The following is a 14,834-nucleotide window of genomic DNA, read 5'->3' as shown; positions in this document are numbered from 1 at the left end:
ATGTCCCTCACCGAGTCGGTCTCCCCCGACCTCAGCGACGTCTCGCGAGACGCCTCGATTCCCGACCTGCTCGCCAAACGCGTCACCGAGTCGGGCGACGGGACTCTCATCGAGGTGAAGTCTCACGTCGCCGGGACGTGGCGGCCGGTCACGGCACGTGCGTTCGCGGACGACGTCGCAGCTGTCGCCAAGGGCTTCATCGCCCTCGGCCTCACCGCGGGCGACCGCATCGGCATCATGTCGCGCACGCGGTTCGAGTGGACGCTGCTCGACTTCGCGGCGTGGCAGGCGGGACTCGTGCCCGTGCCGATCTATGAGACGAGCTCGGTCGAACAGGTCCGGTGGATCCTCACGAACGCTGGCGTGCGCGCCATCGTCGTCGAGTCGACGGCGCACGCCTCGGTCATCGAGGACGCGCGCTCCGAGGCACCCGCGCTCGAGCGTGTGCTCGTGCTCGACGATGACGCGGTCGATGAGCTGCGCGCTGCGGGCACGGGCATCGACGACGACGTCCTCGCGGCGCGGACCGACGCGGTCACGGGCGACTCGCTCGCGACGATCATCTTCACCTCCGGGACGACCGGTCGTCCCAAGGGCGTCGAGCTCACGCACCGCAACTTCGTGCACCTGGCACGCAACGGCGTGCGGTCGCTCAGCGAGATCTGCGCCGTTCCCGGTGCCAGGACGCTGCTCTTCCTGCCGCTCGCGCACGTCTTTGCGCGCTACATCCAGGTGATGGCGGTGACGTCCGGGTCCGTCCTCGCGCACGCGCCCGACATCAAGAACCTGCTGCCTGACCTCGGCTCGTTCCGGCCCACGTACCTGCTCGCAGTTCCGCGCGTCTTCGAGAAGGTCTACAACTCGGCCGAGCAGAAGGCGGGCAGCGGCACCAAGCTGAGGATCTTCCGCTGGGCCGCCAAGGTCGCGATCGAGACGTCGCGCGCATGGGACACGTCGGCGGGTCCGTCGGCCGTGCTCAAGGCGCAGCACGCCGCTGCGAACGCACTCGTCTACACGAACCTGCGCGCCGCCCTCGGCGGCCAGTGCACCTTCGCGATCTCGGGCGGTGCTCCGCTCGGGGAACGCCTCACGCACTTCTACCGGGGTGTCGGGCTGACGATCCTCGAGGGCTACGGCCTCACCGAGACGACTGCTCCGAGCGCCGTCAACCGTCCGGACTCGGTATCACCCGGCACGGTGGGCCTGCCCTTCGCGGGGACGCGTGTGCGCATCGCCGACGACGGCGAGGTGCTCGTCGCTGGCGACCACGTCTTCCGCGGCTACCACGACAACCCCGAGGCGACCGCCGAGGCATTCGTGGACGGGTGGTTCCGAACTGGCGACCTCGGTTCGCTCGACGACGCCGGCCGACTCCGCATCACGGGCCGCAAGAAGGAGATCATCGTGACGGCCGGGGGCAAGAATGTTGCCCCTGCCGTTCTCGAGGATCGATTCCGCGGGCACCCGCTCGTGAGCCAGTGCGTCGTCGTGGGCGACCAGCGCCCGTTCATCGCGGCGCTCGTCACGCTCGATCCTGAGATGCTCCCCGGCTGGCTCGCTGCACGCGGCCTTCCTGCGATGGGTGTCACCGAGGCGGGTGCTCACCCCGAGGTTCTTGCGGCCCTGCACCGTGCGGCTGAGCGCGCTAATGAGGCAGTCTCACGCGCCGAGTCGATCCGGAAGATCCACGTCCTTCCGACCGACTTCACCGAGGCGAACGGCTATCTCACGCCGTCGCTCAAGGTGAAGCGCGCCCTTGTCCTCGCGGACTTCTCGGACGAGGTTGACGCGATCTACGCGTGAGGCTCGCCTCGTTCGACGGCCGGTTCGCTCAATGCGGACCGGCCGTCGTCGTCTCCCGATGGCAAGATGGCCCGTAGCACGTGTGGAACCCCTCACAAAGGGCGACGCCAGTTGTCTCACACCCTGATTGCATATGTATGATCGCTGCGGAATAAACATTCACTCTGGACGGACGGACCTCATGCACTCCTCCCTCACGCGCCTCCTGCCGGTCCTCGCGGCCGGAGCCCTCGTCCTCGCGGGCTGCTCCTCCGACGACACCGCCAAGGACGTCGCGCTGCCCGGGGGCGTGAACCTCGTCAAGGGCAACGTCCTCACGGTCTGCACCAACCCCCCGTTCGAGCCGTTCGAGTTCGAGGAAGACGGCAAGATCGTCGGCCTCGACATGGACCTCACGGGTGAGGTCGCCAAGGACCTCGGTGTCACGCAGAACGTCATCAACGTGGGCTTCGACGCGATGGAGTCCGGCTCGGCGCTCAACACCGGCCAGTGCGACATCGTGGCAACGGGCCTCTCGATCAACGACGCGCGCAAGAAGAACGTCGACTTCTCCGCGCCCTACTTCGCCGCCGACCTCGGCGTCCTCGTCAAGGCAGGCTCCGACATCACGTCCGTGGCCGACCTTGAGGGCAAGAAGATCTCGGTCCAGAAGGCCACCGTCGGCGACGAGTGGGTCACCGCACAGAAGCTCACGGGCGTCCAGTTCGACGACCTGGGCCTCCAGGTCCAGGCCGTCAAGACCGGCCAGGTCGATGCGACGATCAACGACTATGCCGTGCTCGGCACGTACGTGGGCGACGGGCTCGAGCTCGTCGCCACGATCCCGACCGACGACACCTACGGCCTCGCCGTGAAGAAGGGCAACAGCGCCCTCCTCGCTGAGGTCAACGCGACCCTCGAGCGCATCAAGACCGACGGCACGTGGACGAAGATCCACACCGACCGCATCGGCGTCGCGCCGGCCGAGGGCTGAGCCACCGATGTCAACGCAGACTCCAGCCGTGCCCGGGACGGCACCGGCCCGGGCACGGCTGAGTCCGCGCCGTCGGCGCCTCGTCGCCCAGATCATCCAGTACGCGATCCTCGTAGTCGTCGTCGTGTTCGTCGCGCTCGCCCTCGACTGGGAGAGCATCCGCACGAACGTCTTCAACCTCGAGGCCGCGAAGAACCTCCTGCCCAAGCTCCCGCGCGCCTTCGCCAACACGCTCCTCTACACGGTCGCCGCATTCGCGGTCGGTATCGCGCTCGGCACGACGCTCGCGCTCATGCGACTGTCATCCGTCGCGCTCTACCGTGTCATCGCAACCGTCTACGTCGAGTTCTTCCGCGGCATCCCCGCCCTGCTCTACGTCCTCACCGTTGCGTACGCACTCCCCTTCGCCCTTGGCTTCCAGATCCCGTCGACGACCGCCAAGGTCGCGATCGCGCTCGGCATGGTCTCGGCTGCCTACATCGCTGAGACCCTTCGCGCCGGCTTGCAGGCCGTCCCGAAGGGCCAGGTCGAGGCCGCCCGGTCGCTCGGCATGAGCCACGCACGCACGATGGTGACGGTCGTCATCCCCCAGGCGTTCCGCATCGTCCTGCCGCCCATGACGAACGAGGTCATCCTCCTCACGAAGGACACGGCGCTCGTGTACGCGATGGGCCTGATGATCGAGGAGTTCGAGCTGACGAAGATCGGCCAGAACTCCCTCTCGAACCCTGACGGAGGCGGTCTGACGGCGCTCTTCGTCGTCGGCGCCTGCTACCTCATCATCACGATTCCGCTCGGCATCTTTGCGCGGCGGCTCGAGGCCAACGGCGCAAGGAGCCGCTCATGACCACGCAACCGACTCCCGGGCCCGTCGTGGCGATCACGGACCTGCACAAGGCGTACGGCGCGCGTGACGTGCTCAAGGGCGTCAGCCTGCAGGTCGCCCAGGGCGAGGTCGTCTGCGTGATCGGCCCGTCCGGCTCCGGCAAGTCGACGCTGCTGCGCTGCGTCAACCAGCTCGAGACGGCGACCGCCGGTCGCATCGACGTTCTCGGCACCGACATCACCGACCCCGACGTCGACATCGACTCCGTGCGCACGCAGGTGGGCATGGTGTTCCAGAGCTTCAACCTCTTCGCGCACCTCACCGTGCTGGAGAACTGCACGGTCGCACAGCGCAAGGTGCTCAAACGCTCCAAGGACGAGGCTGAGCGCATCGCGCTCGCCAACCTCGAGCGTGTCGGTCTCGGCGAGCGCGGGAGCGCCCACCCTCACCAGCTCTCAGGCGGCCAGCAGCAGCGCGTCGCGATCGCGCGCGCACTGTCGATGGACCCGCAGCTCATGCTGTTCGACGAGCCCACCTCGGCACTCGACCCCGAGCTCGTCGGCGACGTGCTCGCCGTCATGCGCGAGCTCGCCGAGGCAGGTATGACGATGATGGTCGTCACTCACGAGATGGCCTTCGCACGCGAGGTCGCCGACCGCGTCGTCTTCATCGACGGTGGCGTCATCGTCGAAGAGGGCACGCCCGACGACGTCATCGGCAACCCGCAGCACCCGCGGACCCGCACCTTCCTCGAGCGAGTCCTCGACCCGACGCGCTCCCACCCAGACGCCGACTAACCTCAGCCCTCACACCGCCACCCGCGGGGACGGTCGCCGCACCGTGCCCGCGGTGGCTGGCTCGAGGCACGCGCTCGCTCAGATGTGCGCTGTCGCCCACGGCCTTCCGCGCCGTCCCCCGGTTCCGGTGTGCCCCGGCGTGCTCGGGTCCCAGCGGAGGATCGCGCCCATGTGATCGACGAGGCTCGCGGTCCCGGGCTCGACGAACGACACGCCCGCGTCCTGCCCGATCGCGGCACGCAGCACGGCGATGACCGCGTCCATCTCGCGCAGGTGCGGCTCCCCCTGCTCGACGAGGACGTCGGGGGTGAGCGAGAGCGCTGACCACGCGTCGCCCGCCCAGAGGACCGGTCCTGATCCGACGGTGCGCTGGACAGTCGTCTCGAGGACGAGCTCGGCGAGGCGGCCGGCACGTGCCGCTGCGACGACCGCGTCGAGCCCGGTGACCGCGCCACGTCCCCGCGCGAGTCCCTCGGTCAGCCGAGCCACCAGGTGCCCACGTCGACGCACCCGGTGCGACTCGAGTGCACCGCGCAGCCGCGCCTCGAAGACGTCGTGGGGTGCGGAGATCTCGCGCGCCCCTCCGGGGACCTCGACGACGAGCGACCGCGCGACCGTTCCGAGTGCGCGCTCGACGAGCCCCACTGCCCGAACGTCTCCCGTGAGCACGACGATCTCTGGACCGTCGGAGGCGACGAGTCGGTCGACGACCGAGGCGACGGCCTGCGCATTGCGTGCCCAGGCGTCATGGGTGCGCCGGTCGTGGTGACCGCCCGAGGCGCCTCCGGGGCGCGTCTGGTCGACGTCGACCCGTTCGCCATCGACTGTGGCACGCCACGCAACATCGCTGCTGCCCCAGCCCGTGCGGGTGAGATCGGCTCCCGTGCGATCCACCGTAACGACGACGTGGTCGACGGCCTCGTCCGAGTAGACGGCGGCGGGGAGAAGGTCTGGCGTCGCCCCACGTGCGACGCGGGAGATCGGAGGCGCGGCGACAAGTGGTCGGTCAACGAGGATTCCGTCGACATCGGTTCCCACGATGAGGCGTCCTTCGACGAGGTCACCGCGCACGGGGACCGCGATGGCCTCATCGAACTGGACGAGAAGCTCTGCAGGTGTTCCAGCGATCTCGAGCGTTCGGCGCAGCGGACGCCAGCGCTCAGCGATATCTCGTTCGCTGCGGCCGCTCACTCGGCGGACATCGAGGTGAACGCTCGTAAAGGGGCTCGGGCGACCAAGCAGTGGGCGGATCCAGTCAACAAGCATGGCAGCCTCGCTTCACGCACGGTGGGCAGGACTGGCAGGTCCTGGCACTTCAAGGGTGAAGCACATTGCCCCAGGAGGCCAGAGGAAGCGACAAGTCCGCGCCGCGCTCGGTCGTTGCGCTGACCGGATGGTGCAGGGCGCGGCAGGTCGTTCAGGAGTAGATGTCGAGTGGCGGGACGTCGCCCTCGCCGCGCGCCGCGATGAGCGCGTGGTGGTGCTTGACCTGCGTGACGATGAAGCTGCGGAAGTCTTCGGCGAGAGCCGGGTCGAGACCTGCGTCGGCCGCGATCTGGCCGAGGCGCGCGATCTGCTCGCGTTCCCGCACGAGGTCCTCGGGAGGTAGTCCGCCGGCGGCCTTGAGCTCACCGACTCGTCGCGTGCACTTGAAACGCTCGGCGAGCAGGTACATGAGGGCGCCGTCGATGTTGTCGATCGAGTGACGCAGCCGGAGCATCTCGGCGGGCACAGCGGGACCTGGCGCGTCGGGCGCGCCGGGAGCTGCGGGCATCACGCGGTCTTCTCGCGTCGGCCCTGCGCGTCGCGGAGCGCGTACGCGGGCGCGCCCGTGCCCAGGACGGCGTCGCCGTCGATGACGACGCGCTCGACGTCCTCGCGGCTGGGGATCTCGAACATCACGGGCTGCAGGACCTCTTCGAGGATTGCGCGCAACCCTCGGGCACCGGTCTTGCGCTCGAGCGCCTTCTCTGCGATCGCGTTGAGCGCCTCGGTCGTGAACTCGAGCTCGACGTCGTCGAGCTCGAACATCTTCTGGTACTGCTTGACGAGCGCGTTGCGCGGCTCGGTGAGGATCGAGACGAGCGCCGACTCGTCGAGCCGGTTGGCCGCGGTGACGACGGGAAGGCGGCCGATGAACTCGGGAATGAGTCCGAACTTCACCAGGTCCTCGGGGCGCACCTCGGCGAAGAGGTCGCCGGGGTCGCCCGACTCCATGGGGGCACCGAATCCGACGCCGCGCTTGCGCGTACGATCCGCGATGATCTCTTCGAGCCCGGCGAACGCGCCCGCGACGATGAAGAGGACGTTGGCGGTGTCGATCTGGATGAACTCCTGGTGCGGGTGCTTGCGGCCACCCTGGGGCGGCACCGAGGCTACCGTGCCTTCGATGATCTTGAGGAGCGCCTGCTGCACGCCTTCGCCGGAGACGTCGCGGGTGATCGAGGCGTTCTCGCCCTTGCGGGCGATCTTGTCGACCTCATCGATGTAGATGATGCCGGTCTCAGCCTTCTTCACGTCGAAGTCGGCGGCCTGAATGAGCTTGAGGAGGATGTTCTCGACGTCCTCACCGACGTAGCCGGCTTCGGTGAGTGCGGTCGCGTCAGCGATTGCGAACGGCACGTTAAGAAGCTTCGCAAGCGTCTGCGCGAGGTACGTCTTGCCGGTTCCGGTCGGACCGATGAGGAGGATGTTCGACTTAGCGATCTCGACCTGGTCGGCGTCGTCCGCGGTCGGCTTGCCCGTCGCGCCCGCCTGGATGCGCTTGTAGTGGTTGTAGACGGCGACGGCGAGGGAGCGCTTGGCGTGGTCCTGGCCGACGACGTACTGGCCGAGGAAGTCAAAGATCGCGGCTGGCTTGGGGAGTTCGACGAGTCCGAGCTCGGCCGCTTCGCCGAGCTCCTCTTCGATGATCTCGTTGCAGAGCTCGATGCACTCGTCGCAAATGTAGACGCTCGGTCCTGCGATGAGCTTCTTGACCTGCTTCTGCGTCTTGCCGCAGAAGGAGCACTTGAGCAGGTCGGCACCGTCTCCGATTCGAGCCACAACCACTCCCCTTCCTCAGTCCGCCACCGCTGGCAGGCTACCTCACCATGGAACACCACCGGAGCGTCGAAGTCTCGCCCGACGCTCCGGCGGCTGCTAGGTCACTGCTCTTCGGTCCCGTACCCTGCGGTCACTGCGCGGGCAGGACGGGCGTCTTGCGGCTCTCCATCACCTGGTCGACGATGCCGTACTCGACGGCCTGCGCCGCGGAGAGGATCTTGTCGCGCTCAATGTCCTTGCGCACCTGGTCGAGGGGCGTGCCGGTGTGCGCGGCGAGCGTCGACTCGAGCCACTCGCGCATGCGAATGAGCTCGTTCGCGTGGATCTCGATGTCGGAGGCCTGCGCGTAGCCGCCGCCCTCCATCGCGGGCTGGTGGATGAGAACGCGTGCGTTCGGAAGGGCGAGGCGCTTGCCGGGCTGCCCTGCCGCCAGCAGAACCGCCGCAGCCGAGGCCGCCTGGCCGAGGCACACGGTCTGGACCTGCGACTTGATGTACTGCATCGTGTCGTAGATGGCGGTCATTGCGGTGAATGAGCCGCCGGGCGAGTTGATGTAGACCGAGATGTCGCGGTCCGGGTCCTGGCTCTCGAGGACGAGAAGCTGGGCCATGACGTCGTCAGCGGACGCGTCGTCAACCTGCACGCCGAGGAAGATGATGCGGTCCTCGAAGAGCTTCGTATACGGGTCCTGGCGCTTGAAGCCGTAGGGCGTGCGCTCCTCGAAGTTCGGCAGGATGTAGCGGCTCTGCGGACCCTGTGGGGCGCGTCCGCCGAAGATGGCGCCCGCGTAGGGTCCAGCGAGGCGCTGGGCGGTTGAGATGTACTGGGACTCGGTGCTCATCGAGGTCTCCTGGTGTCGTGGGGTCCGGTGGGGGCGGGCGGCGCTCAGGCGCCTGTGCCGCCGCCGCCCGGAACGGAGCCGGCGTGCGTGACGACGTGGTCGATGAAGCCGTACTCGAGGGCCTCAGGGGCGGTGAACCAGCGGTCGCGGTCGGCGTCCGAGCTGATCTGCTCGACCGTCTTGCCGGTCTGCTGCGCGGTGAGGTCGGCGAGGACGCGCTTCATGTGGAGGATGAGCTCTGCGTTGATGCGCACGTCGGTTGCGGTGCCTCCGATGCCGCCCGAGGGCTGGTGCATCATGACGCGCGCGTGGGGCGTCGCGAAGCGCTTGCCGGGAGCGCCGGACGAGAGCAGGAACTGTCCCATCGAGGCCGCGAGTCCCATCGCGACGGTTGCGACGTCCGGCTGGATGTACTGCATGGTGTCGTAGATCGCCATGCCCGCCGTGATCGAACCGCCCGGGGAGTTGATGTAGAGGTAGATGTCCTTCTCAGGGTCCTCGGCTGCGAGGAGCATGAGCTGCGCACAGATCGCGTTGGCGTTCTCGTCGCGCACCTCGGATCCGAGCCAGATGATCCGCTCCTTGAGGAGGCGGTTGTAGATGCTGTCGTTGAGGCCGAGTCCGGCTCCCTCACCGCGTGCTGCCACGGGCGTCTGCTCGATCACGTGGGTCTCCCTCGATGGTCCCGTTGATGTATCCGTGTCGACCCTAACGCTCGCGGTCCCCGGTTCCTGCCCGGGTAGGCCCCTGTTTCGCTGACGGCGCACGCGCGGGGGTGACACGAGAGCCGTGCCCCCGCATCTGCGGGGGCACGGCTCTCGTCACACGTGGGTGTGGACTCAGTCCTCGACGGAGTCCGCAGCGGCGGTGGCTGCCTCTTCGAGAACCTCGGCCGCGGCGTCCTCCTCGTCCGAGCCGATGAACTCGGTGAGGTCGACGACGTTGCCGGACGCGTCCTTGACCTCGATGGCGCGCAGCGCGACCGCGAGGGACTTGGAGCGGGCGACCTCGGCGACGATCGAGGGGATCTGACCGTTCGAGTCGATCTGCTTGATGAACTCGTTGGGGTCCATGCCGTACTGGCGAGCCGACTGCAGGAGGAACTCGAGGAGCTCGCCCTGGCCGACCTTGATCTCAAGCTTCTCGGCGAGAGTGTCGAGCAGGATCTGGTTGCGCAGAGCGACCGTGGCCTCCTCGCGCACCTCTTCGCGGTGCTCGTCGTCCTCGAGGCGACCCTCGGACTCGAGGTGGCGGTGGATCTCTGCCTCGACGACGCCCGCGGGTGCGGGGATCTCAACGGCACCGAGGAGGGCCTCGAGCAGGTTGTCACGAGCCTGGACGGCCTGCTGGGAGACCTTGGCCTTGCCAGCCTGCTCGCGCAGGTCGTCGGTGAGCTCACCGATCGTGTCGAACTCGGAGGCCATCTGAGCGAAGTCGTCGTCGGCGTCGGGAAGCTCGCGCTCCTTGACCGAGGTGACCTTGACCGTGATGGTCGCGTCCTGGCCTGCGTGCTCGCCACCGGCGAGCGGCGACGTGAAGATCGCGTCCTCGCCTGCGGACAGGCCGATGAGCGCCTCGTCGAGGCCGTCGAGCATCGTGCCCGACCCGATCTGATAGGACGTGCCCGAGACGTTGTCGATCTCGTTGCCGTCGACGGTCGCACCCATGTCGATGACGACGAAGTCCTTGTCCTGGGCGGGACGGTCGACGCCGACGAGCGAACCGAAACGCTCACGCAGCGCGTCGAGGCGCGCCGTGACGTCCTCGTCCGTGACGGCGACGTCGTCGACCGAGACGGTGAGCGAGGAAAGCTCGGGGAGCTCGATCTCGGGACGGACCTCGACCTCGGCCGTGAAGTGGAGCTCACCCTCGGTCTCGGACGGGTCCGGGACCTTCGTGACCTCGACCGACGGCTGGGCGAGCGGGCGGAGCTTGAGCTCGCGGACTGCCTCGCCGTAGAAGCCGGGCAGGCCATCGTTGATCGCGTGCTCGAGGACTGCGCCACGGCCGACACGCTGGTCGATGATGCGCGGCGGAACCTTGCCCTTGCGGAAGCCCGGGATCGTGACCTCCTTGGCGATGTGCTCGTACGCGTGGTCGATGCTCGGCTTGAGCTCGTCGTACGACACCTCCACCGTGAGCTTGACCTTCGTGGGCTCGAGGGTTTCGACGGCGCTCTTCACTTCGATGAACTCCAGCAAGTCGGGGGGCGAACCGGAAGACCGGAATCGACCAGGTGGGTGCCAGCGCAGCCGACACGGCTGGCGGACGGTCGTGCGCTGAGACGCGCGGGTAACCCTGGAATCCTACTCCACGGGACGCGTGGCGGTGGCCGGAACCCTCAGGCCTGTGGATCATCCCACTCCCCCGTCGGCCCCCAGCAGCGCTGCCGCGCTAGGCTGCCTCATGGCCTCACCGAAGCGGCTCCTTGACGCAACCGCCCGCGAGCTGGCGCAGTACACGCGCTCCGACAAGCTTGCCGCGATCCGCGCGAACGAGGGACGCACCCTCGCCTCCGAGATGATTGCCCCGGCCATGCCGCTCGTCTTCGACGTGAGCAATCCCGAGCTCGCGACGAGCCAAGGAGCCGACCTCCTCATCCTCAACGTGCTCGACGTGCTCGCTCCCGCAGTCCACGCGATCGACGTCGACTCCCCCGACGACGTCATCCGGGCCATCAAGCAACTCACCGGGCGCCTCGTCGCGGTCAACCTTGAACCAGTTGACCCCGAGGCCGATCTCGGTGCGTCAGCGGACTTCGCCGGACCCGCCACGTCTGGACGCCTCGCGACGCCTGCCAACGCACGCCGTGCCGCGGCACTCGGCGTCGACGCGATCGTCCTCACAGGCAATCCGGGGATGGGCGTGACGAACGCGGCGCTCGCCCGCGCCACCGCCGCAACCCGCGAGGCAGTGGGCGCGGACGTCATTCTCATCGTCGGCAAGATGCATGCCTCGGGGAGCGTCGGGGAGGCGGGCTCCGCGATCGTCGACGACGCGGCGATCGAAGCCTTCGTCAATGCGGGAGCCGATGTCGTCCTCCTGCCCGCGCCGGGCACGGTCCCGGGCTGCCACGAAGCGCAGGTCCGCGCCTGGGTCGAGACCGCGCATCGCGCGGGCGCCCTCACCATGACGGCGATCGGCACGTCGCAAGAGGGCGCCGACGTCGACACGATCCGCGCGCTCGCCCTCATGGCGAAGATGACCGGGACGGACATCCACCACCTTGGCGACTGCGGCTTCTACGGGATCACGTTGCCCGAGAACCTCGTCGCCTACTCCATCGCGATTCGCGGTCGCCGCCACACATACCGGCGCATGGCCATGTCGCTGCTTCGGTAGCGCGCGTCATTGTCCGACGAGGGCGCCGAGGCCCTCTCAATGCCGAGAAGTGTCCGCCGACTCGCCCCGCCGCGACCCCCGCGAGCCGAGTCAACCCCCGAAACGGACAGAGCTCCGCTCAGACCCCGGGGGGCTCGACAAGGAGCAGTCTCGCGGGCCCGTCGTCGACGCGGGAAGAGCCACGTCGCACCCAGCCCCTTCTGCCCTCAAGGTTCGAATTGGTCCGAGTGCGATAGACTGGAAGCGCCTGGTCAACCTGCCGGTAAGGCCGTACACGGGTTGTCCCCTCTGGGGTTCAAGAAGGGCAGGAAGTAGACCCCGGTATGCACCAGGCGTTAACGGCGCCCGCCTGTAGGCGGGCGCCGTTACTGCGGAGCCCGAGGCGTTGCTGGCGGGTGTGAATGCGGCTCTGGAGCACAACGACTACCGGGCCGCGAACATTCGTGCCGACTACGGGTACGTCATCTCCAGTCGCAGCACGATGGCCCGGGCGCGGTCAAGATTGGTGGCTCTTCACAATCGAGGGTGTAGCGCGGGTCTGAAGCCGCCGAGGCTTCGTGCGATGTAGTGGGTCAGGTTCCGGAAGCGAAGAACGGTGCCACGCAGGTGCTCGAGCGGTCAAGTCCCCACGGGCGGCTTCGGGGTCCTTTCTGGCGTCCATCGCCATCCGCGTCGCCCGATGCTGGAGCTCAACGCTGTACTTCCTCGGTGCTGCCATGACTCTCATCATCCTTCCCAGTAATGAGAGCCTCCATCAGACCCGGGGCGATTCACCCGCCCCACCCGCTACACCATCGCCCCGCTCGCACCACACGCCTCCGCTCGCGTCCGCCGACGCCACGCACGAAGCGCCGCCAAGGTCGAGCGGTTCAACGCGCAGATCGCAGCACTGGCTCCCTACGCGCTCGTCCCCAACGGACGCCGTCACGCCAAGGGTCACCAGCGGTTCTTCACCCGCACCCACGGCCGCCAGAACGCCACCGCCGCCCAGCGCCGCACCAAGGCCTTCACCCAGGAAACCCTCTCCGTCTCCGGCGCCGTCCTCGGCAAGCACTACCAGCCCCACCGCTGGGGCACCCCCGAATGGAACGCCGCCTACTCCCGGCGCACCGCCGTCGAAGGCGCCTTCGGCGTCCTCAAGGCCCGCGACGGACACGCCATGACCCGCGGCTGGACCCGCGTCATCGGCATCACCGCCAACACGCTCATGGTCGCCGCAGCGATCGTCCAGTACAACATCCAGGTCATCCGCCGCTGGGCCACCACCCACGACCTCGACGACGCCGACCTCTACGACACCCCCGCCGACGTCGATGACGCGCCGCACGGCCCGCGCGTTGCCGCCAACCCCCAGCGACCCGGCGCGCCGCCAGTCGCCTGACACCCGCCGCCCACGGCACCGAACTCCACAGCACCACGCACGCAGCCCGCTGGCCCCTGAGCCTGACGGGCTACCAGTGATTCTCCGCGCGCCCTCGAACTACCCCGAGCGAGCGTCACTGCTCGCCGTCGGCGGCCGGCGCACAGCGCTGCGCCCGCCGACAGCAGTCCGAAACGGACAGAACCCCTCGCCCAGAGCCCCGCAGGGCTCTCGACGAGAGGTTCTGTCACTACAGGCGGTGACGTTGTGTCACCACCCCACTGTGGGGTGGTGACAGAACTATCTGACCTGCAGCGTTGCGGGGCCTCACGACCGGGTCTCACACCGATTCGGCGAAACGTTCACACATCCCGAGCTGGAACACGCCCGCGGTCGAGCATTCCTGCAGGTCAAACCAGGTTGAAGCGCCGTCACCTTGGTCCTGCCGCTCGACGCCCAACCGGACCCCGGCCTACCGCTTCGCCTGCTGCTACTTGAGCCGCTCGGCGTGCTTCGGACAGAGCAGCTCGACCGACGTACGGATGAACTTCACCGCAGTCTCCTTGGGCATCAGGTCGAAGTAGCCCAACGTCACCTCGAGGGAGTCTCCACGCGTGAAGCCATCGCACACGGTAGTTCCGAGCATGAGAACAGCTTCGTCCGTGACTTCTGCGAAGAAGGGGTCGGTTCGCGCAGCGGCGAGGAACTGATCCTTCGGCTCGCCCGTCGGCTTCTCCTGGCGGTCCGCGATGCCACCGAGCGCTACGTCGATGATCGAGTCGTGCTTGTCGCAGAACTCGAACACGGCGTTTGACGCGAGCACCATAGCTGCCTCATCGGAGATCCCGTCGTCGAGCAACGGTGCGACTGCCTCGTCGTATGTTGCGCCGGTGTCGAGGCTGCTACAGACTTGCGCGGCTGACGCGAGCAGCTGCGAGTCGAGTCGCTGGTTCAGCGACTCGCTGGAGCTCCGGACACTGGTCAGAAAGCCCTCTTCCGCATTCGTGTACGACGCCTCGGTGGGGCTCGAAGTTGTTGTAGGCGAGCTGGCAGTCGGGGACGGCGAGCTTGCTGACGGCGCCGGAGCAGTCGTCACCGGTGCCGAAGACGCGCTGTCCACGGCTTCCGTATCGCATCCGGCGAGCACGAGACATACCAAGACAGCAGCGGCACCAACGATCGAACGCATGCGACAAGCGTCCCATGCCGAGGGCTCGCCGAGCCCTGGGGTCCTCCCTTGGCGCGCCGATGCTCCGGCCATGGAACGGCTGGAGACACGCACCCGAAGCGGGTCTCACAGCGGCAAGGGCGGCCATGCGGCCACCGCTGCTCGCGGCGTCGTCGGCGCTACAGACCAGGTGTCACCTATCCGTGCAGCAGTCCAGAGCACTGCAAAGACCTGCGACTTGCCCAGGACGTTTGGAGCGAGGTACGGGCTGACGCCACGCCATGCCGCGCCGGGGCTACGTAACGGCAACGGTCAGCCACGACGTCTGAAGCGCGAGGCCATCATCCGATTGGTCGGGGCCGTGCTTGCCGAGCAGAAGGACGAGTGGGCAGAGGGGCGCCGTTGCCTCGGGCTGGAGGTCCTCGCCCGGCGCCGGCGCACAGTCGCGCCCGACACCAGCGTCGAGGCGGTGCCCGAACCCCGAACCCGGCTCAAGCGGCACGAGTCAGGTCAAGCGCCGGCAACGATCCGGCCGGTCAGTCACTTCTCGGCGAGGTGGGGCCAGCCTTCGGACAGGGCGCGTTCGACAGTCGACGGCTCGACGAGTTGCTCGCCGCTGGGCAGCGTGAGAGGCGACACCGCCGACATGTCCGCAGAAAATCACGGAGGCACCTCGCCT

13 protein-coding genes are annotated in these 14,834 nt (G+C 68.0%); 6 read left to right on the top strand and 7 right to left on the bottom strand.

The window, feature by feature from the left end; all coding sequences use genetic code 11:
• The 4 genes from ACTVCO_RS07825 (at window position 1) to ACTVCO_RS07810 (ending at window position 4,399) form a co-directional block, all read left to right on the top strand.
• Window positions 1-1,803 (top strand): AMP-dependent synthetase/ligase, encoded by a 1,803-nt coding sequence (locus ACTVCO_RS07825; protein WP_443727831.1) that lies wholly within the window; start codon window positions 1-3, stop codon window positions 1,801-1,803.
• 181 nt (window positions 1,804-1,984) lie between these two features.
• Window positions 1,985-2,776 carry a transporter substrate-binding domain-containing protein gene (locus ACTVCO_RS07820; RefSeq protein ID WP_443727830.1) on the top strand — a complete coding sequence of 264 codons (792 nt, stop codon included), beginning with the start codon at window positions 1,985-1,987 and terminating at the stop codon, window positions 2,774-2,776.
• Window positions 2,777-2,783: 7 nt separating this feature from the next.
• The gene (locus ACTVCO_RS07815) at window positions 2,784-3,623 is read left to right on the top strand and encodes an amino acid ABC transporter permease (protein ID WP_443727829.1); all 840 of its coding nucleotides are present in this window, start codon (window positions 2,784-2,786) and stop codon (window positions 3,621-3,623) included.
• On the top strand, window positions 3,620-4,399 hold the full coding sequence (locus tag ACTVCO_RS07810; protein ID WP_443727828.1) for an amino acid ABC transporter ATP-binding protein: 780 nt from the start codon (window positions 3,620-3,622) through the stop codon (window positions 4,397-4,399). Before ACTVCO_RS07815 ends, ACTVCO_RS07810 begins: the two co-directional genes overlap by 4 nt.
• 78 nt (window positions 4,400-4,477) lie before the next feature.
• Here the strand turns inward: ACTVCO_RS07810 and ACTVCO_RS07805 are convergent, their stop codons facing one another.
• The 6 genes from ACTVCO_RS07805 to tig form a co-directional block, all read right to left on the bottom strand.
• The gene (locus ACTVCO_RS07805) at window positions 4,478-5,590 is read right to left on the bottom strand and encodes a baeRF2 domain-containing protein (RefSeq protein WP_443727827.1); all 1,113 of its coding nucleotides are present in this window, start codon (window positions 5,588-5,590) and stop codon (window positions 4,478-4,480) included.
• A 226-nt stretch (window positions 5,591-5,816) separates the two neighbouring features.
• Entirely contained in the window at window positions 5,817-6,173 is a 357-nt protein-coding gene (locus tag ACTVCO_RS07800; protein ID WP_443727826.1) for a chorismate mutase, read from the bottom strand.
• Complete coding sequence (gene clpX / locus ACTVCO_RS07795; RefSeq protein ID WP_443727825.1) at window positions 6,173-7,444, bottom strand: ATP-dependent Clp protease ATP-binding subunit ClpX; 1,272 nt, start codon at window positions 7,442-7,444, stop codon at window positions 6,173-6,175. Before clpX ends, ACTVCO_RS07800 begins: the two co-directional genes overlap by 1 nt.
• A gap of 130 nt (window positions 7,445-7,574) precedes the next feature.
• Window positions 7,575-8,285 carry an ATP-dependent Clp protease proteolytic subunit gene (locus ACTVCO_RS07790; protein WP_443727824.1) on the bottom strand — a complete coding sequence of 237 codons (711 nt, stop codon included), beginning with the start codon at window positions 8,283-8,285 and terminating at the stop codon, window positions 7,575-7,577.
• A 44-nt stretch (window positions 8,286-8,329) separates the two neighbouring features.
• Window positions 8,330-8,950 (bottom strand): ATP-dependent Clp protease proteolytic subunit, encoded by a 621-nt coding sequence (locus tag ACTVCO_RS07785; protein WP_443727823.1) that lies wholly within the window; start codon window positions 8,948-8,950, stop codon window positions 8,330-8,332.
• 174 nt (window positions 8,951-9,124) lie between these two features.
• Window positions 9,125-10,468 (bottom strand): trigger factor, encoded by a 1,344-nt coding sequence (gene tig / locus ACTVCO_RS07780; protein ID WP_443727822.1) that lies wholly within the window; start codon window positions 10,466-10,468, stop codon window positions 9,125-9,127.
• A gap of 223 nt (window positions 10,469-10,691) precedes the next feature.
• Between tig and ACTVCO_RS07775 the strand changes: the two genes are divergently transcribed.
• Window positions 10,692-11,627: a DUF7916 family protein gene (locus ACTVCO_RS07775; RefSeq protein ID WP_443727821.1), complete on the top strand. Its 936-nt coding sequence runs from the start codon at window positions 10,692-10,694 to the stop codon at window positions 11,625-11,627.
• A gap of 1,159 nt (window positions 11,628-12,786) precedes the next feature.
• Entirely contained in the window at window positions 12,787-13,008 is a 222-nt protein-coding gene (locus ACTVCO_RS07770) for a hypothetical protein (protein ID WP_443727820.1), read from the top strand.
• Window positions 13,009-13,477: 469 nt separating this feature from the next.
• On the opposite strand, the gene ACTVCO_RS07765 is transcribed toward ACTVCO_RS07770, so the two are convergent.
• On the bottom strand, window positions 13,478-14,176 hold the full coding sequence (locus ACTVCO_RS07765; RefSeq protein ID WP_443727819.1) for a DUF732 domain-containing protein: 699 nt from the start codon (window positions 14,174-14,176) through the stop codon (window positions 13,478-13,480).
• Window positions 14,177-14,834: the final 658 nt, after the last annotated feature.

The organism is Sanguibacter sp. A247 (genome assembly GCF_052324925.1).
GTDB lineage: Bacteria > Actinomycetota > Actinomycetes > Actinomycetales > Cellulomonadaceae > Flavimobilis.
Note: the sequence above shows the minus strand (reverse complement) of the source record. Positions and strands in the feature narration are given on the sequence as shown.